The organism is Bartonella krasnovii, assembly GCF_003606345.3.
GTDB lineage: Bacteria > Pseudomonadota > Alphaproteobacteria > Rhizobiales > Rhizobiaceae > Bartonella > Bartonella krasnovii.
Window position 1 is genome coordinate 333,792 of sequence record NZ_CP031844.2, and the last position, 18,229, is coordinate 352,020.

General features: G+C 38.1%; 17 protein-coding genes. 13 read left to right on the plus strand and 4 right to left on the minus strand.

Going from position 1 to position 18,229, the window contains the following annotated elements:
* Positions 1-352 precede the first annotated feature (352 nt).
* Positions 353-976 carry a pyridoxamine 5'-phosphate oxidase gene (pdxH, locus tag D1092_RS01290; RefSeq protein WP_120121839.1) on the minus strand — a complete coding sequence of 208 codons (624 nt, stop codon included), beginning with the start codon at positions 974-976 and terminating at the stop codon, positions 353-355.
* 331 nt (positions 977-1,307) lie between these two features.
* Here pdxH and D1092_RS01295 point away from each other — a divergent pair, with 331 nt between their 5' ends.
* From D1092_RS01295 to D1092_RS01330, 8 genes are all read left to right on the plus strand, one after another.
* Entirely contained in the window at positions 1,308-2,216 is a 909-nt protein-coding gene (locus D1092_RS01295; RefSeq protein WP_120121840.1) for a DnaJ C-terminal domain-containing protein, read from the plus strand.
* Between the two features lie 128 nt (positions 2,217-2,344).
* Positions 2,345-3,163: an enoyl-ACP reductase FabI gene (gene fabI / locus D1092_RS01300; protein ID WP_120121841.1), complete on the plus strand. Its 819-nt coding sequence runs from the start codon at positions 2,345-2,347 to the stop codon at positions 3,161-3,163.
* Positions 3,164-3,310: 147 nt separating this feature from the next.
* The gene (gene aroC, locus D1092_RS01305; RefSeq protein ID WP_120121842.1) at positions 3,311-4,399 is read left to right on the plus strand and encodes a chorismate synthase; all 1,089 of its coding nucleotides are present in this window, start codon (positions 3,311-3,313) and stop codon (positions 4,397-4,399) included.
* 15 nt (positions 4,400-4,414) lie between these two features.
* Positions 4,415-5,518 carry a 3,4-dihydroxy-2-butanone-4-phosphate synthase gene (ribB, locus tag D1092_RS01310; protein ID WP_120121843.1) on the plus strand — a complete coding sequence of 368 codons (1,104 nt, stop codon included), beginning with the start codon at positions 4,415-4,417 and terminating at the stop codon, positions 5,516-5,518.
* 7 nt (positions 5,519-5,525) lie between these two features.
* Positions 5,526-5,780 (plus strand): exodeoxyribonuclease VII small subunit, encoded by a 255-nt coding sequence (locus D1092_RS01315; protein ID WP_120121844.1) that lies wholly within the window; start codon positions 5,526-5,528, stop codon positions 5,778-5,780.
* Between the two features lie 240 nt (positions 5,781-6,020).
* The gene (gene dxs / locus D1092_RS01320) at positions 6,021-7,928 is read left to right on the plus strand and encodes a 1-deoxy-D-xylulose-5-phosphate synthase (protein ID WP_120121845.1); all 1,908 of its coding nucleotides are present in this window, start codon (positions 6,021-6,023) and stop codon (positions 7,926-7,928) included.
* Between the two features lie 15 nt (positions 7,929-7,943).
* A complete protein-coding gene (locus D1092_RS01325) occupies positions 7,944-8,687 on the plus strand; it encodes a TlyA family RNA methyltransferase (RefSeq protein WP_120121846.1) in 744 nt (247 codons plus the stop codon).
* On the plus strand, positions 8,684-9,937 hold the full coding sequence (locus D1092_RS01330) for a class I SAM-dependent RNA methyltransferase (RefSeq protein ID WP_120121847.1): 1,254 nt from the start codon (positions 8,684-8,686) through the stop codon (positions 9,935-9,937). Before D1092_RS01325 ends, D1092_RS01330 begins: the two co-directional genes overlap by 4 nt.
* A 559-nt stretch (positions 9,938-10,496) precedes the next feature.
* Here the strand turns inward: D1092_RS01330 and tldD are convergent.
* Positions 10,497-11,912: a metalloprotease TldD gene (gene tldD / locus D1092_RS01335; protein WP_120121848.1), complete on the minus strand. Its 1,416-nt coding sequence runs from the start codon at positions 11,910-11,912 to the stop codon at positions 10,497-10,499.
* A 111-nt stretch (positions 11,913-12,023) separates the two neighbouring features.
* Positions 12,024-12,587 carry an invasion associated locus B family protein gene (locus D1092_RS01340; protein ID WP_120122744.1) on the minus strand — a complete coding sequence of 188 codons (564 nt, stop codon included), beginning with the start codon at positions 12,585-12,587 and terminating at the stop codon, positions 12,024-12,026.
* Positions 12,588-13,001: 414 nt separating this feature from the next.
* Between D1092_RS01340 and cyoE the strand changes: the two genes are divergently transcribed.
* From cyoE to rnhA, 4 genes are all read left to right on the plus strand, one after another.
* On the plus strand, positions 13,002-13,937 hold the full coding sequence (gene cyoE, locus D1092_RS01345) for a heme o synthase (RefSeq protein WP_120121849.1): 936 nt from the start codon (positions 13,002-13,004) through the stop codon (positions 13,935-13,937).
* Between the two features lie 188 nt (positions 13,938-14,125).
* Complete coding sequence (gene ispH, locus D1092_RS01350; protein ID WP_120121850.1) at positions 14,126-15,181, plus strand: 4-hydroxy-3-methylbut-2-enyl diphosphate reductase; 1,056 nt, start codon at positions 14,126-14,128, stop codon at positions 15,179-15,181.
* Positions 15,181-16,140, plus strand: a complete 960-nt coding sequence (locus D1092_RS01355; RefSeq protein ID WP_120121851.1) for a homoserine kinase — start codon at positions 15,181-15,183, stop codon at positions 16,138-16,140. The genes ispH and D1092_RS01355 overlap by 1 nt, the downstream gene beginning before the upstream one ends.
* Positions 16,141-16,145: 5 nt before the next feature.
* Positions 16,146-16,613 carry a ribonuclease HI gene (rnhA, locus tag D1092_RS01360; protein WP_120121852.1) on the plus strand — a complete coding sequence of 156 codons (468 nt, stop codon included), beginning with the start codon at positions 16,146-16,148 and terminating at the stop codon, positions 16,611-16,613.
* 28 nt (positions 16,614-16,641) lie between these two features.
* Here rnhA and D1092_RS01365 read toward each other — a convergent pair whose 3' ends face one another.
* Entirely contained in the window at positions 16,642-17,520 is an 879-nt protein-coding gene (locus D1092_RS01365) for a protein-disulfide reductase DsbD domain-containing protein (RefSeq protein WP_120121853.1), read from the minus strand.
* 71 nt (positions 17,521-17,591) lie between these two features.
* Here D1092_RS01365 and D1092_RS01370 point away from each other — a divergent pair, with 71 nt between their 5' ends.
* Positions 17,592-18,176, plus strand: coding sequence for a YqgE/AlgH family protein (locus D1092_RS01370; RefSeq protein WP_120121854.1), 585 nt, complete (start codon positions 17,592-17,594; stop codon positions 18,174-18,176).
* Positions 18,177-18,229 lie beyond the last annotated feature (53 nt).

Genomic DNA, 18,229 nt, shown 5'->3' on the forward strand with positions numbered 1-18,229 from the left:
ACTTATAAGAGGAGTGAACAACTTTTTAATTGAAAGTGCACTTTCTATTCATTCATCAGAATCAAAATATATATGATGATTTTATTATTCTAGGTTTCCTTTGAATATTACTGTTTCTCTTATCAAAAGTTACAAAAGTAAAATCATCGTTTTTCTGAAGATAGTATTTTCTCTTCAAGAAGTTTATCGCTAACCATTCTTCGAGTGGTGGAGAACATTATCAACCAACGTTTATTGTAAAAATAAAAATTCTTCTTTAAATAAAACAAATTATCTCTTTATTAGAATTTTGCACATAGAAAATAATCGTTTAACCGTGAGGAAAAACCTTATAACGATAAAACTTGAACGATTAAGGGTAGAGTTTTTGTCGTTTCCAATTATTGTGTTCAACACAATCGCGGGTAAAAAGTAAGCGATCATGTAAACGAAATGGGCGATCACACCAGAACTCTATAGAAAGGGGTTTAACACGAAACCCAGACCAGTAAGGTGGTCGTGGAATTTTGCCTAGAGGATAACGCGCAGTATATTGGGCAATGGCTTTTTCGAGTACAAAACGATTTTCTAATGGTTGAGATTGTTTTGATGCCCATGCACCAATTCGACTCCCACGGGGGCGCGATTGGAAATAAGCATCGGCTTCCTGCTGACTGACTTTTTCAACAATTCCTCTTATTCTGACCTGACGACGAAGCGATTTCCAATGAAATCCTAAAGATGCTTTCATTGATTTTAAAATTTCTTTTCCTTTTTGGCTTTCATAATTGGTATAGAAGACGAATCCCTGGGGATTATAGTCTTTAAGGAGAACCATCCGAACATTAGGGAGTCCTGTTTCGTCAACTGTTGCAAGTGCCATAGCATTCGGATCATTTATTTCACTTATCGTTGCCTCTTCAAGCCACTTTGCAAAAAGTTCAAAAGGCTTTTGCATTTTCATAAAATGATCATCTGTTGGTATTTTATCGCTCATAGTGTCTCCAAATGTCAGTGAGCATAGGCATTTTCTCATTTATTTTTTATCAAGAAGTAAAGTACCATTTTTTCTTATTTTCAAAAAGCCAATGTTTTCATATGTTTTTAAGGAGTATTTTTATGATGTTCTCATTATTTTTTATCTTTAGCATAGACAACAATGAGCTATATTAAATAAATATCTCATTTTATCTGGTATTTTAGTTTCTTGATAGACATATAAAGAAAAGAAGAAACTATTTTCTAGAATAGACTGATGAAGTTATGAGGAATATTAAGAAATATATCCGTTGATATTTTGAAAACGAAAAAATTGGAAAGAGGGCAATATGCGTGATCCCTACACGATTTTGGGTGTGGCACGTACCGCAAAACCACAAGAGATTAAATCAGCATTTAGAAGATTAGCAAAGAAGTATCACCCAGACCATAATAAAGATGATGCAAAGGCTAAAGAGAAGTTTGCTGAAATTAATCAAGCTTACGAAATTATAGGTGATAAAGATAAAAAAGCACAATTTGACCGCGGTGAAATTGATATAGAAGGCAAACCGCTTTATCAAGCCTATGGTGCTGGTGAAAATTTTAGCAATAAACAAAATCCCTTTTCGGGAAGAGCAAAAGGATTTGACTTTTCTTCTTCAGGGGGAGCAGGTTTTGATGCGAGTGATATTTTTCGCGATCTGTTTGGAGGGGGTGGTAGCTTTTCAAACTCCACACACTATAATCATAATCGCCCTCAACAAGGAGCTCATATTCGTGCTAATCTTACCATAACATTAGAGCAGATGGTTGGCGCAGAAAAAGTGGAAGCTGTCTTTCCTCATGGAAAAAAGTTAAAAATTAAACTTCCAGATTATATTGAAGACGGGCAAACTATTCGTTTAAAAGGTCAGGGAGAAGAGGTCCCTCATGGGCAAGCAGGAGATGCGTTGATAACCATTCAGATTCAAAAACATCCTCGTTTTCGGGTTGAAGGAAGGGCGCTCCATCTTGATTTACCAGTTTCTCTTAAACATGCTGTTTTGGGAGCAAAAGAAGAAGTTGAGACATTGGAAGGATGTGTGGTCTTAACGATACCTGCTTGGTCAAGCTCTGATCGCGTTTTGCGGTTGAAAGGAAAAGGGCTTCGTTTAAAAAATGGTACAAGAGATGATCTTTATGTGCATGTTCGTGTTATGTTGCCGGAAGGTGGAAATGCTGCGTTAGAACAATTTTTGCAAACGCAAAGGGATTAGTTTTTAAAATTTTCAGATATAAAAGCGTAGTTTTTGTTTGATTTTAAACCAATTACTTGAAGAAAAAGTTGACCTGTGTCATAGGCAGAGGAATAATATTAATTTTAAGTAACAATGGGGCAGTACTGATGGCTGAAGGTAATGGTTTATTGTATGGTAAGCGTGGTTTAATCTTAGGGTTGGCTAATAATCGCTCCATCGCTTGGGGAATCGCTAAAGCAGCGAGTGCTGCAGGAGCAGAGCTTGCTTTTACCTACCAGGGTGAGGCAATGAAAAAGCGCGTTGAGCCTTTGGCTGAAGAATTAAAGGGGTTTGTTTGTGGACATTGTGATGTTTCTGACAGTAACTCTATTGATATGGTCTTTAGAGCTGTAGAGAAGAAATGGGGCAGACTTGATTTTTTAGTTCATGCTATTGGTTTTTCTGATAAAGATGAATTAAGTGGCCGTTATATTGACATCAGCGAATCAAATTTTATGATGACTATGAATATTTCTGTTTATTCTCTAACCGCTCTAGCAAAGCGTGCAGAAAAGTTGATGGTAAATGGTGGGTCTATCTTAACACTAACCTATTATGGTGCGGAAAAAGTTGTTCCCAATTATAATGTCATGGGGGTTGCCAAAGCAGCTCTTGAGGCTAGCATGAAATATTTAGCGGTAGATTTAGGTCCCCAAAATATTCGTGTTAATGCGATATCTGCTGGACCAATTAAAACGTTAGCGGCTTCAGGTATTGGTGATTTCCGTTATATTCTAAAATGGAATGAATATAATGCGCCCTTACGTCGTACAGTATCCATTGAAGAGGTGGGTGATTCTGCCCTTTATTTTCTTTCGGATTTGTCTCGTTCTGTTACCGGTGAAGTTCATCATGTCGATTCAGGTTATAACATCATCGGTATGAAAGCCGTTGATGCACCAGATATTTCCGTTGTTAAAGAATAAGTTTGGTTTATAGGATTTGTATTGGACAGCGGTGATTTGACCAAATTTAAAGTAGCCAAGAATATTTGGGAATAAAGAACTGTTTTGTTGTATAGCTCAAGAGGTATTGTCGTTGCGTATATTTGACAGAGAAACGGGTCTTTTTTGATGTCGCATAATACATTTGGTCATTTATTTCGTGTAACAACATGGGGTGAAAGTCATGGTACTGCTCTTGGTTGTGTCATTGATGGTTGTCCACCCGGAATTATTTTTACGCGTGCAGAAATTCAAGCTTATCTCGATAAGCGTAGACCTGGGCAATCCTTGTATACAACACAGCGCCAAGAACAAGATCAAGTAGAAATCCTTTCAGGAGTGATTGCTCAGGAAGACGGAATAACATTAGTTACAACAGGCACACCAATTTCTCTATTGATTCGAAATACGGATCAACGCTCTCAAGATTATGGAGAAATTGCTCGTCAATATCGTCCTGGCCACGCTGATTATACTTATGATGTTAAATATGGTATTCGTGATTTTCGAGGCGGAGGGCGTGCTTCAGCACGTGAGACAGCAGCGCGTGTTGCAGCTGGTGCATTTGCCCGTAAAGTTGTCCCTCGTTTGGTTGTGCGAGGAGCCGTGGTAGCAATTGGTCCTCATAATATTAATCGTGATCGTTGGGATTGGTCAGAGGTTGAGAATAATCCTTTTTTTACAGCTGATGCAGAGATGGTTCAAATTTTTAGTGATTATATCCGTAAAATCCGTAAAGATGGTACATCTGTTGGTGCTGTTATTGAGATTGTTGCAGAAAATGTTCCGGCAGGTTTAGGAGCTCCTGTTTACGCAAAACTTGATCAAGACATTGCATCATACCTTATGTCAATTAATGCCGTCAAAGGGGTTGAAATTGGCGATGGTTTTGCTGCAGCCCGCTTGAGAGGAGAAGAAAATGCCGATGAAATGCGGATGGGAAATGATGGAAAACCACTTTTTTTATCCAATCATGCTGGAGGTATTTTAGGGGGAATATCGAGTGGACAGCCGATTATTGCACGTTTTGCTGTAAAGCCTACTTCATCAATTTTAAAACCTCGTCACTCTATTGATGTTGATGGTCATGATGTAGATGTTATAACGAAGGGACGTCATGATCCATGTGTTGGGATTCGTGCCGTTCCTGTTGGTGAAGCGATGGTTGCTTGTGCACTTGCTGACCATTATTTAAGACATCGCGGTCAAATCGGGTGATTGAGAAGGTGAATAATGGCGTATAATGAAGAGAAAATTATTTCTGCGCTTAAAGCTTTTGAACGTGGTGAAATTGTTGTGGTGACAGATGATAATGACCGTGAAAATGAAGGTGATTTAACGGTTGCTGCAACCCATTGTACAGAAGAAAAGATGGCATTTATTCTTCGTCATACAACGGGTATTGTTTGTGCTCCCATGCCAAAAGAAGAAGCGCAACGGTTTAATCTTGCTCCTATGGTACGAGATAATAACTCTGTACATGGGACGCAATTTACTGTGACTATTGATTTTAAACACGGCATAACAACAGGAATTTCAGCGCATGATCGTACATTAGCGGTGCGTAATCTTGCAAATTCGAATGCAAGTGCGGATGATTTTGTTCGTCCAGGGCATGTTTTTCCTTTGATTGCGCATGAAGGGGGGGTTCTCATGCGTTCAGGCCATACGGAAGCTGCTGTTGATTTATGTAAATTGGTTGGTTTAGCACCGGTTGGTGTTATTGGTGAGTTAGTCAATGATGATGGAAGCGTTAAACATGGCGATCAGATTATAAAATTTGCACAAGAACATCGGTTGCATATCATAACGGTTGCAGATTTAATTGCTTACCGACAGCGTAAAGAAATATTGATCAAGCATGTTGGAGAAATGCCGATTGAAACACCTGTAGGTCCGGCTATTATTCAAAGTTATCAACTCCCTTGGGAAGCTGTTCAGCATATTGCGATTATTTTTGGTGATATCCGTGAGGGTGAGGGTATTCCTGTGTATTTACATCATGAAAACATTATAAACGACGTTTTTTGTCAATCTTCAGATATCATGGTGATGATGCAGCGTATGATGGAAAAAGAAAAACGTGGCGTATTTGTTTATTTGCGTGAAGGATCTGTTATACAATCAACGATTGGCATTCAAAACATGGCAAGAGACAGTTTAGAAAGGCATGTGCAGGCGATTGAACGCGAAGAAGAATGGCGCAAAATTGGTTTAGGATCACAAATTTTAAAATATTTAGGAATAGGTTCTGTTATTGTTTATGCTTCTAAAGAGCATCATTATGTAGATTTAGAAGGTTTTGGAATTCGTATATCTAGAACAGATATTTTTTGAGGTTCATATGAAAAAAGAGATACAAGAGGGGGATATTACAGCCTTAAGCTTTGAGCAAGCGCTTAAGCAACTTGAAGTTATCGTTGAAAACTTAGAACGCGGCGATGTACCTTTGGAACAATCTATCGATATTTATGAACGTGGTGAAGCGCTTAAAAAACATTGTGAGAAACTCTTGAAAGTCGCTGAAGCCAAAGTTGAAAAAATTCAGCTTTCACAGGAAGGTTCTCCAGAAGGAGTAGAACCACTTGATGCGCAGTAATATTAAATATTTTTGGATATTTATTGTGGGGCTTAAGAAATGCAATAATCTTCGTTGATAGAGAGTAAATTTTATTAATTTTTTATAAAATAAGTAAAAAATAGGAAAGATCATCAATCATCTCAAAGAAAGAAGAGTATTTTTTAGTAAAAAAGATGTAAAATGTTCGATAAAAGAGTAGAAAAGACATATTTTTATTGTTGCTTATCTTTTGAGTTAAGATAATAGGAAGGATTTTTTTTGTCTCAGGTCTTAACACCATTGCTTGACCGTGTTTGTTTTCCGCAAGATTTGCGGGCATTACCTGAGTCCGATCTGGTACAATTAGCTGATGAGTTGCGGAGGGAAACAATTGATGCGGTTTCTGTAACAGGTGGTCATCTTGGGGCGGGACTTGGTGTTGTTGAGCTTACAGTTGCGTTACATTATATTTTTAATACACCAGAGGATAGGATTATTTGGGATGTTGGTCATCAAACCTATCCGCACAAAATTTTAACAGGACGTAGAAAAAAAATTCGCACATTACGTCAAGAGGGGGGCCTATCAGGCTTCACAAAACGTTCAGAAAGTGTGTATGATCCATTTGGAGCGGGGCATTCATCGACTTCTATTTCGGCGGGGCTTGGCATGGCGGTAGCAAGTGCTTTGAAAGCAGAGACAAAACGCAATATCATTGCTGTTATTGGGGATGGTGCAATGTCTGCGGGTATGGCTTATGAAGCCATGAATAACGCTGGCGCTTTGGATGCACGCTTGATTGTCGTTTTAAATGATAACGATATGTCTATCGCACCGCCTACAGGTGCTATGAGTGCGCATCTTGCGCGATTAGTCTCTCGTCCTTCATATCGTCATTTGCGTGAACGCGTAAAGGTGTTGAGCGAAAAGTTGCCAAAGTTTTTTTTGGATAAGGCACGTCGTTCAGAGGAGTTTGCGCGTGGACTTTTGGTTGGGGGAACGTTATTTGATGAGCTTGGCTTTTATTATGTTGGCCCCATAGATGGGCACAATTTGGGGCATTTATTGCCTGTTTTAAAAAATGTTCGCCAATATCCTAATGGTCCTGTTTTGGTGCATGTTGTAACGCATAAAGGAAAGGGATATCCACCTGCAGAAGCCTCATCTGATAAATATCATGGTGTTAACCGTTTTGATGTCACGACAGGAAGACAGGTTAAAGCATCAAGTAATATTTTATCCTATACCAAGGTATTTTCTAAAGCTTTAATAGAAGAAGCTTGCCATGATGATAAGATTGTTGGCATAACAGCAGCGATGCCGACAGGAACAGGCCTTGATGCTTTCGCAGAAAAATTTCCTAAAAAGATGTTTGATGTTGGAATTGCTGAGCAACATGCTGTAACTTTTGCGGCCGGACTTGCTTGTGAAGGATATAAACCTTTTGTTGCAGTTTATTCTACTTTTTTACAGCGTGCTTATGATCAAATTATTCATGATGTATCAATTCAAAAATTACCGGTACGTTTTGCTATTGATAGAGCCGGTTTTGTGGGGGCAGATGGGGCAACACATGCTGGAAGTTTTGATATTGTTTTTTTAGCGACACTTCCTGAGTTTGTTGTTATGGCGCCTTCAGATGAACTTGAACTGATGCATATGGTGCGTACAGCTGCAGCTTATGATCAGGGCCCTATTTCTTTTCGTTATCCACGCGGTGAAGGCATTGGTATAGATTTACCGCAACGTGGTGAGCTATTAGAGATTGGCAAAGGACGTATTCTGCGTGAAGGAAATAGAATCGCCTTGGTGTGTTTTGGAACACGGATGTCAGAAGTGTTGCGAGCTGCTGATATGTTGGGAGCTAAAGGGTTATCGACGACGGTTGCAGATGCACGGTTTGCAAAACCTTTGGATAAGGATTTGATGCGTCGTTTAGCACGTGAGCATGAAGTATTAGTGACCATTGAAGAAGGGGCAATCGGTGGATTTGGAGCGCATCTATTACAATTTTTAGCACAAGAAGAGCTCTTAGAGCATGGCTTAAAAATTCGTACACTAAAACTCCCTGATGAATATTTGAATCATGGCTCACCAGAAAAAGTTCTCTCAACAATTGGGCTTGATGCTATGGGTATTGTCAATACGGTGTTGACAGCTTTGGGGCGCGAGATTTTAACAAGATAAAAACTCGAGTATGAGATGGCTTTTAAAAAAAGGCTCGATATTCTTTTAGTTGAAAAAAATTTTTTTACGACACGTTCCCGTGCACGTGATGCTATTATGCGTCAAACTGTTAAAGTTAATGGTGAAGTCATTTTTAAAGCAGGGCAAACCTTTTTTGATAATGCAGAGATTGTCGTTTGTGATCCAGCACAGAATTATGTTTCACGGGCAGCATTAAAATTGATTGCAGCACTTGATGCATTTCCGATCGTAACGGATAAAGTGACAGCCATTGATGTTGGTGCATCAACAGGTGGTTTTACACAAGTTCTCTTAGAACGTGGAGCAGCACATGTTATTGCTGTTGAGGTTGGGCATCACCAATTTGATAAACGTTTATTGGGCAATAGCGCTATAACCTTATTAGAAGGCTTGAATGTTAGAGATCTTCAACAGCAACATTTAGGCGGGCGGGAAATTGATCTTATTGTTTCAGACGTTAGCTTTATTTCTCTCAGACTTGCATTGCCTCCCGTTTTGTCTTTAGCCAAAAAGGGAACTCAAGCTGTTTTATTGGTCAAGCCTCAGTTTGAGGTTGGTCGTAAACACCTTGGTAAGGGAGGAATATTAGATCCATCAAGAGCTAAAGAAACCGCTGAAGAGCTTTTTGTCTGGTTAAATACTCAAACAGGGTGGCGTGCAAAAGATTTACTTCCTTCCCCTATTACTGGTGGTGATGGCAATGTAGAATATTTACTATTCGGAGAAAAGCAACAGTGAGTGACAATGTCATAATCGACCATATAGGAGCAAATGGTTACGGTGCTGCTAAGACGCCATACGGCTTTGTTGATGTTCCTTTTACTTTGCCAGGAGAGTGTGCAGAAATTATTGTTCATGGAAAATATGCAACATATATAGCATTAAAACAAAAATCACCAGAACGCATTGATGCTCTTTGTCAGCATTTTGGAGAATGTGGAGGGTGTGCCCTTCAGCATTGGCGCGCTGATGCTTATCGTGTATGGAAACGACAATTGGTTGTTGATGCGCTTAAAAGCTATGGAATTAATAGTGTGGTTGCACCTTTAATAGAATGTAAACCCTATAGCCGACGACGGATAACCCTAACAGCATCCATGACCCCACAAGGTCAAAAAGTTGGTTTTAACCGTTATCTTTCTCATGAGATTGTAGCTATTGAGGAATGTCTAGTAAGTCGTCCAGAGCTTATTACTCAGTTGCATAATATTAGAGAGCTCTGTGCTTTTCTAAGCAGTTCTGTCAAACGGTTTCATGTTACGATAACATGCGTTGAAAATGGCGTAGATGTTGCTTTAAGCGGTTGCGTTGTAAACCATGAATCACTTCGTCAGAAAATGATCAATGCAGCTCTTGCCTGTGGGATTACACGCTTATCTGTTGACGGTGAAATTTTGATTGAACGAGAAAAACCAGTTATTTACTTTGGAGATGTCCGTGTCGAATTTCCTTCTGGTGGTTTTCTTCAAGCAACCTGTGAAGCCGAAAATATAATGGGCAATATTATTTTGACTCATTTTAAAAAAACAAAGAATGCTCTTGATTTGTTTTCAGGGGTAGGAACATTTACCTTGCGTATGGCAAAAAAGATGAATGTTCATGCGGTAGAAAATAATGAGAGTGCATTAGAAAATTTGAGTTCAGCAGCCCGTTTTTCAACAGGTTTAAAAACAGTCACTTGTGAAAAGCGCGATCTTTTTCGCTATCCACTTTCTGTAAAAGAACTTGAGTGTTTTGAGAGTATTGTTTTTGATCCTCCTCGTGCAGGAGCAGAAGAACAAGTCCGTGAACTGGCGAAGGCAACAATACCCCGTATAGTGGCAATTTCGTGTAATCCTACTACATTTGCACGTGATTTATCTCTTCTTATTTCAGGGGGATATGAAGTAGAAAAAGTCACACCCATTGATCAATTTTTATGGTCATCCCATGTTGAAATTGTTGCTGTTTTGAGCAAAAAGAAAAAGAAGAAAGGTTGGAAGCTTTAGCTTAAAATTTTTTTTAACGCTATGAAGATTCTAAAAAAAGCTTATTTTCATATTATTATAAAAATCTCTTCAAAATTTATCTACAATAATAATTTTTTTATTGAGTTAAGAGCACTGAATATAGGAATCCTGCTTATTTGAGACTTTTTGATTATGAAATATAAAAGACAGTGTTACCCCATAAAAGATGAGCATATTACAAAAAAAGGTATATTTGAGGGGATATCTGAACAAGCCAGCACCACCATTATATTTGCCATCCCCCAATATTGTGACAGCCTTTACATTTGAGACGGTTTATGAGTGGCATATCTTTCTTGCACAGCTTTACTCTACACGGATCTCTCCGTTTGTAGCGTACAAACCAATGGTTTTGATTGATTCAACATATACAGATCTAAAATAAGAGAATCCTACGGTATAAAGGTTCTTATTCAAGTTGAATGACGTTAGATTATCTTTAAAATCAACGCATTGCATATAAAAAGCATCCTCCCTCATAAATCGTTTGAATAGATGGGAAGAGGGCAGTATTGGGCAGAAATGAGTAAACTTATTCTTAAAGCGCAGTTCCACCGATTGTCATATTATTGATTCGCAGATGAGGTTGCCCAACACCAACAGGAACATTTTGCCCTGCTTTTCCGCACATACCAATACCATTATCCAGTTTACTATCATTTCCAATCATAGTGATACGTTTCATAGCATCCGGTCCATTTCCAATAAGAGTTGCACCTTTGATTGGTGCACCAATTTTACCATTTTCTACGCGGTATGCTTCAGTACATTCAAAGACGAATTTTCCAGAAGTAATATCCACTTGTCCTCCGCCAAATGAAACAGCATAGATACCACTTTTAAGGGAAGAAATGATTTCTTCAGGTGTTTTATCGCCTCCTAGCATGATTGTATTGGTCATTCGTGGCATTGGGGCATAAGCATAGGATTCACGCCGTCCATTTCCTGTTGATTTACTTCCCATAAGTCGTGCATTAAGCCTATCTTGCATAAAACCAACGAGTTTTCCATCTTCAATGAGAACGTTATATCCTGAAGGGGTCCCCTCATCATCAATAGTTAGAGAGCCTCGGCAATGAGGAATTGTTCCATCATCAACAACTGTCACACCTTTTGCGGCAACTTGTTGTCCTAAAAGTCCAGCAAAAGCAGATGTTTTTTTGCGGTTAAAGTCGCCTTCTAAACCGTGACCTACGGCTTCATGAAGCATAACACCAGGCCATCCATTAGCTAAGACAACATCAAATGTTCCTGCAGGTGCTGCTTCTGCTTCTAAATTTATTAAAGCCATACGTAAGGCTTCATCCGCGGCTTGTTTCCAATTGTCTTCACAAATAAATTGATTAAATGCTTGTCGTCCTCCACATCCATAAAAGCCATTTTCACGTCGATTACCTTCGGCAGCAACCACAGATATAGAAAGCCGTACAAGAGGACGCACATCACGAACCAGATACCCGTCCGCCCGTAAAATTTCGACATGTTGTAGTGAACCAGAAAGAGCAACAGTCACTTGATGCAATTTATCATTTTTTGCTCGTAAATAAGCATCAATTTTTTGCAAAAGAGCACTTTTTTCTTCAAAGGATGGAGCATCAAGGGGATTATGCGGTTGATAAAGTCTTCTATTTGTTTGTTGAGGAGCTATGCTATAAGGTCCAGCGTGATTATTATAGGTAACAGCTTTAGCTGCTTCACAAGCGCGGTTGAGTGCAGCAGCTGATAATTCACTAGAATGTGCATATCCAGTCGCTTCTCCAGCAACGACACGCAGACCAAACCCCATATCTTGATGGAAAGAGCCGTTTTTAAGTTGTCCATTATCAAATAAAAGGGTTTCGCTTTCTTTATACTCAAGGTAAAGTTCGCCATCATCCGCATAATGAAGTGCTTCCTGTACAAGTGATTGTACTTTAGAGGAAGCAATATCAAAATGATCAATCAGCGATTTCATAAGAGTTATCCTATTTTTATTGGGGGGTTAGAAGATTTTTTATTGATCTAATTTAAGAAGTTCTCAAAATAGATGAGGAGATTTTAATTATCCCATGTGCGTTGATTTCGTTCATGTAGGTAAAGTTGCATAGGCATCGCCAAGACCATGTAGGTCAACGAGGCCCCCAATTCCTTGTTCAGGGGTTGTAAAGACAAAATAGGTTGCCATTTTTCCTTTTAAAAAGAGTTGTAATATATCCTCTTTAAGAAAAGCTTCAGCAACACAATTATCACCAAGACAACGACGATATTCCATTCGTCCCATATTTTTACCGTCAATTTTAATTCCAACGCCAGGACGTAATTCAACGCGAATTGGGACAAAAACACGCATTAAAGCCCCTTGCTTTTGAGGAAGTTTATAAAACGTAACGCGCAAGGTAATATCATGACGACCTTGTGTATGAATGTTTTGTACAACTTCACACTGCATATTAGGTGTTCCTGGTGGTAGAGCACAAACTTTTGTCCATGCACCATATGTTTGTGGAGCGGGAACATTTTGCACATAGGGCGTTTGTGCAAAAGCATGATTGACCAAACTACTAAAAAGTGTGTGAAGAACAGCACCAATAAAAAAAACTTTTTTGAGTAATTTATAAAGTATCACAGAAAATCCTATTCGATTCAACATATACACAATCATGCATAGATTTGCATAAAAAATGAATTCCCCACATAAAACCTATAACACAAAAATAGCATTTACCAAATATAGCCAGCTCTATGCAAGAAATAAAGAAAAATGAGAAGAAAGAGCATTTTATAGGAGATAAATTTTAAGCATGGCTTTATGATGTTTGGTAAGATACATTTTTATGATAAATTTGTAATGTAAGAGAAAATGTCGATTGAAAAAATGTATTTTTGTTGCAAATATTTCTATCTATTTTTAGGGGATGCGTACAAGAAGGGGTATGCTATATTTTCTTTTCTCAAAAATACGATTGGTCTTAATGGGTCATTCTCATACGCTAGATAGTAAGATAGTATTTGCCAAATAATATTTGTTTGTGAATGATAAAAATGGAAAAGGGTTTTGAGTGGAATGTTTGTTTCAGGAGAGTTATCGGTTGCGAATGGTAAATCAATACCACCAAAGTCCAGTATTGGTGATTATATCACATTATTAAAGCCACGTGTTATGTCACTTGTGGTCTTTACGGCGCTAGTTGGTTTAATGGTGTCTCCCCTTCCCATTAATCCGTGGTATGGTTTTTTAGCAATTTTATGTATTGCTGCTGGCGGCGGCGGTGCGGGAGCACTGAATATGTGGTATGATGCTGACATTGATGCCGTGATGGAACGAACCAAAAAACGCCCTATCCCTATGGGTAAAATCAGCTCCCAAAAGGCATTTATTTTTGGCATGATTTTGTCTCTTCTTTCAGTTTTGGTTATGGGAAGCTTCATTAATTGGTTTGCGGCATTTCTTCTTGCGTTTACAATTTTCTTTTATGTCGTTATCTATACAATCTGGTTAAAGCGCATTACACCCCAAAATATTGTTATTGGTGGTGCTTCTGGAGCTTTTCCACCAATGATTGGATGGGCTGTAACAACAGGGACAGTAAGTTTTGATAGTTTTTTATTATTTTTAATTATTTTTATGTGGACCCCCCCTCATTTTTGGGCTCTTTCTCTCTTTTCATCTCTTGATTATGAAGCTGCAGGTATTCCGATGATGCCTAATGTACGAGGTGAATACGCAACAAAAAAACAGATCTTATTTTACACTATTTTGATGGTACTATGTGCCACTGCCCCATATTTTACCGGTCTTGGCGGAATTTTTTATGGTATCTTTTCGACAATTTTAGGCATTATTTTTATTTATTATGCTTATCGTTTGTGGAAAACTGATACACATGACAAAACCATTTTGATGGCCAAAAAGACGTTTTTCTTTTCATTACTTTATTTGGCTGCGATCTTTGGAGCTCTTTTAATTGAATCTCTCGTTTGGCATTTTATCGACCTTTAGGAAAATAAAATGAAAAAGTAAATTTTAAAAAAGCTTTTTTACAAGAAAATGCTGTAAAAAGACACTCACTGTAGAGTGTGTTCTTATGCAAAAAATGATATTGCACATTTTTTTAAACATTGCTTATTCATATATAATGATAGCTTGTTTAAATATGAGACTAAAGCTATAGAGATGAAGGATGATGTATGTCTGGATTTCCCCCTTTAACGATACGTCTTTGTGGTCCACGTGGATTTTGTGCGGGGGTTGATCGTGCTATCCAGATAGTTCTCCTTGCTTTAAAAAAGTATAGTGCTCCTGTATATGTTCGTCATGAAATTGTACACAACCGCTATGTGGTTGAGGGATTACAGCAAAGGGGAGCTGTTTTTGTTGAAGAGCTTGATGAGATTCCAGAGGAACATCGTGGTCAACCGGTAGTTTTTTCTGCCCATGGTGTACCAAAATCTGTCTCAGAAGAGGCACAACGTTATAATTTGTTTTATCTCGATGCAACATGTCCATTGGTTTCTAAAGTTCATAAACAAGCGATACGGCATCAACGTCATGGTCGTCATGTGATATTAATTGGTCATGCTGGTCATCCCGAGGTTATTGGGACAATGGGACAACTTGAAGATGGGGCTGTAACGCTTATTGAAACGATAGAAGATGCTTTGCATTATCAACCAAGTGATCCAGATAAATTAGGATTTGTTACACAAACAACGCTTTCTGTTGAAGATACAGCAGGAATTCTCAATGTATTACAACAACGTTTTCCTACATTAGTAGCCCCAGCGGCTGAGTCAATTTGCTATGCTACAACGAATCGACAAGATGCGGTTAAGGCAGCAGCAAAGGGGAGTGATTTGTTTTTGATTGTTGGAGCACCAAATTCTTCTAATTCACGACGTTTGGTAGAGGTTGCCGAAAAGTCCGGTGCGCGGCAAGCCATTTTAGTTCAGCGCGCTGATGAAATTAATTTTGAAAACCTAAAAGCTCTTTCTGTTGTTAGCCTTTCAGCAGGGGCTTCGGCACCTGAAATTATTATTGATGAAATTATTTCAGCGTTTCGTGCGCGTTATGATGTGACTATAGAATTAGCTGAAACAGTGGTAGAAACGGAAAGATTTTTAGTAAGTCGTGAATTACGTGACGTCATTTTAACACCTCAAGATATGGCATTTGTGAATGGTCAAACAAATAATGTAAAAAATGAAAATAAAAATACAGACCTTTCTACAACGAAAGCAGAATAATGGCCGTTTATACAGATATTCATCCAAGTGATTTAAAAACATTTTTAACACGTTACGCAATAGGATCACTTTTGTCTTATCAAGGGATAGAGGAAGGGATTGAAAATTCTAATTTTATGCTGGAGACAACACAAGGGCGGTTTATTTTAACACTTTATGAAAAGCGTATTTCAAAAGATGATTTACCTTTTTTTTGTCGCTTGATGCAGCATTTGGGTCAGCGTGGAATTCCTTGTCCGCAACCCGTTATTCAAAATGATGGAACGATGATCGGTGAACTAGCAGGACGTCCTGCTGCTATTATTACCTTTCTGGAAGGAAAGTGGGTCCGACAGCCTGATATAGGCCATTGTGGCGAAGTAGGTATGGGGTTAGCGCAATTGCATTTAGCAGGACAGGATTTTACACTTAGTCGTAAAAATACGCTTTCTATTATGGACTGGCAGGTGTTATGGCAACGTTGCCAAATCACAGAAGATACATTGTTAAAAGAGTTTGGACAAAAAATTGAGTCAGAATTGGCTTTTTTACAAGAAAATTGGCCATTCAATTTACCAACAGGCATTATTCATGCAGATTTATTTAATGATAACGTCTTTTTTGTGAATCATCGTCTTTCTGGTATAATAGACTTCTATTTTGCTTGTAATGACTTTCTTTCTTATGATTTAGCGATTTGTTTAAATGCTTGGTGCTTTGAACCTGATCATTCCTATAATCTTAACAAAGCACGTAAATTATTGGAAAATTATCAAAAAATAAGACCCTTGGTTCCTTTAGAATTGGAAAAGATTGTTTTATTGACTCGCGGTGCGTCTTTACGTTTTTTACTCACACGTCTTTATGATTGGTTTAATACACCGCCTGGTAGCTTTGTTATTAAGAAAGATCCATGGGAGTATTGGTACAAGCTGTGTTTTTTCAGTAACGTAAATTCGATAAGTGAATTAGGTTTTTAAATTTTATGGCTAGTCAACAAAAAGTCGTTGAAATTTATACAGATGGTGCTTGCTCAGGAAACCCTGGAGTTGGAGGCTGGGGGGCAATTTTACGCTGGAATGGTCATGAACGTGAGATTTATGGTGGTAAGGCTCATACAACAAACAATCAAATGGAACTTATGGCCGCAATTTGTGCATTAAAGGCGCTTAAAGAGCCCTGTTTGGTCGATCTTTATACAGACTCAGTTTATGTGCGTAACGGTATATCTAAATGGATTGAAGATTGGAAAACGAATAATTGGCGTACCGCATCAAAAAGGCCTGTAAAAAATATGGAGCTATGGCAAGCTCTTGAGGATGCTTGTTCTTGTCATACAGTCAGATGGCACTGGGTAAAAGGGCATGCAGGCCATCCAGAGAATGAACGTGCTGATGCTCTTGCTCGCAAAGCAATTGCGCAATATCGCAAAAATGAACGTTTTCCAGAATAATTGTTGTTTGAGAAACTTTTCTCTTTTATCATGGGATAGCAAGAGGTTTTGATTGCGTATGGAATATAAATGTTCCACTTAAGGCGTGATCTTTAAAAGAAATTGTATAAAAAATTTTATGGTTTGTTTCTTCTGGTACGAAATAGAGTGGAGCGCTAAAGAGTGTATATTCTGCATTTTCACTGATTTTTTTTGCTACTCCAATTTGCATTTCTCCTCCATCTAAAAAGAGAGAGCAAGGCATGGTTTTATTGTTATTTTGTATTTTTATCAGGAGGGTATTATTATTTTTTTCGGCACTTATTTTTAGGGCATTTTGAGTCATGTGCGGTAAAGAATCTTGAGCATTTTTTAACAAGGAGATGGGCAGAGATTTGTTTTGAAGAGCAGATGACAAAAAATCAAAGTTAACAGTCAAAGGAAGACAGATTTTATGGCATAATCCAAGAGTGAAAGTACCGCTTAAATTTTTGCTTGAAGAAGATAGATTAAAGGACAATACCACTTTATCTTTATAGCCTAATGACCAATCATTTTCTGTTTCAAAAAGCTGTGGAGTAGGGTAAAAAATTTCATAAGAAACTTGTTGGTTGAAGTTAAAAAAGGGTGCCATTCCTGAATTACCAGGATTACGCCAGTACGTTTTCCATCCTGGTTTGAGCACAATTTCAATAAAGCCTTCTCTCACTTCAGAAAGAGAAGGTTCAGTGATTGCTAATCGAATACGACCACCCTCTGATTCATACCAAGAGGTTGAGAGAAGCTTGGGTTTTTCTTCTGTTTGAGCATTTACAGAAATGTTAAGTAATTCTAAAACTATGAATGTTAAGCTTAAAGTAACGAAAAGCTTTTTATAAAAGAAAGTTGCGATATTTTTTAAATTTGTAAATATGTGACTTTTTTTCATTGGAGTTTTATTTTCCTAGTGTATTAAATGGACGAACTTTTATCATGTAAATTATGGAGAATAACAGATTAATGAAGCAGTGTAATGGCTTTTTAGGTGGACAATTGCTCATAGCAATGCCTGGAATGAATGACAAACGCTTTATTCGTTCTGTTATTTATATTTGCGCGCATTCTGATGCTGGGGCGATGGGCATTATACTCAATAAATTACATCATATTGATTTTCCAGAGCTTTTGCTTCACCTTGGTGTGATAGATAGTGGACAAAAAAAACAGCTTTCTGAACCAATAAAACAATTTCCAGTTCGTTATGGTGGTCCTGTTGATCCTTCGCGTGGTTTTGTCCTTCATTCAGATGATTATGCTTGTGAAGAAACTGTTTTTATTGCAGATAAGGTTTGTTTTACGGCGACAATTGATATACTAAAAGCGATCAGTTGTGAACAAGGTCCACAACATGCACTGGTAGCATTAGGTTATGCTGGATGGAAAGCGGGGCAACTTGAGGCAGAAATTTCTACAAACGGTTGGTTAATCAGTTCGACATCACCGAGTTTTCTTTTTGAAAGTGATTTAAGTTGCAAGTATGATAAAAGTTTAACACGCATGGGGATTGATCCAATCTATCTTGCTTCTGAAATGGGACACGCGTAGAGTTTTTTCTGAGCTTTTTAACTTTATACGTTATGCTATCCCTTATGTTTTTA

Excerpts from the sequence above, each read along its gene's own strand:
- D1092_RS01325 (WP_120121846.1), top strand. The coding sequence starts at position 7,944 with ATGGCTTTTAAAAAAAGGCTCGATATTCTTTTAGTTGAAAAAAATTTT.
- D1092_RS01370 (WP_120121854.1), top strand. The coding sequence starts at position 17,592 with ATGAAGCAGTGTAATGGCTTTTTAGGTGGACAATTGCTCATAGCAATG.
- D1092_RS01365 (WP_120121853.1), bottom strand. The coding sequence starts at position 17,520 with ATGAAAAAAAGTCACATATTTACAAATTTAAAAAATATCGCAACTTTC.
- ispH (WP_120121850.1), top strand. The coding sequence starts at position 14,126 with ATGTCTGGATTTCCCCCTTTAACGATACGTCTTTGTGGTCCACGTGGA.
- D1092_RS01315 (WP_120121844.1), top strand. The coding sequence starts at position 5,526 with ATGAAAAAAGAGATACAAGAGGGGGATATTACAGCCTTAAGCTTTGAG.
- tldD (WP_120121848.1), bottom strand. The coding sequence starts at position 11,912 with ATGAAATCGCTGATTGATCATTTTGATATTGCTTCCTCTAAAGTACAA.
- D1092_RS01295 (WP_120121840.1), top strand. The coding sequence starts at position 1,308 with ATGCGTGATCCCTACACGATTTTGGGTGTGGCACGTACCGCAAAACCA.
- pdxH (WP_120121839.1), bottom strand. The coding sequence starts at position 976 with ATGAGCGATAAAATACCAACAGATGATCATTTTATGAAAATGCAAAAG.
- fabI (WP_120121841.1), top strand. The coding sequence starts at position 2,345 with ATGGCTGAAGGTAATGGTTTATTGTATGGTAAGCGTGGTTTAATCTTA.
- ribB (WP_120121843.1), top strand. The coding sequence starts at position 4,415 with ATGGCGTATAATGAAGAGAAAATTATTTCTGCGCTTAAAGCTTTTGAA.
- aroC (WP_120121842.1), top strand. The coding sequence starts at position 3,311 with ATGTCGCATAATACATTTGGTCATTTATTTCGTGTAACAACATGGGGT.
- D1092_RS01355 (WP_120121851.1), top strand. The coding sequence starts at position 15,181 with ATGGCCGTTTATACAGATATTCATCCAAGTGATTTAAAAACATTTTTA.
- cyoE (WP_120121849.1), top strand. The coding sequence starts at position 13,002 with ATGTTTGTTTCAGGAGAGTTATCGGTTGCGAATGGTAAATCAATACCA.
- rnhA (WP_120121852.1), top strand. The coding sequence starts at position 16,146 with ATGGCTAGTCAACAAAAAGTCGTTGAAATTTATACAGATGGTGCTTGC.
- D1092_RS01340 (WP_120122744.1), bottom strand. The coding sequence starts at position 12,587 with ATGTTGAATCGAATAGGATTTTCTGTGATACTTTATAAATTACTCAAA.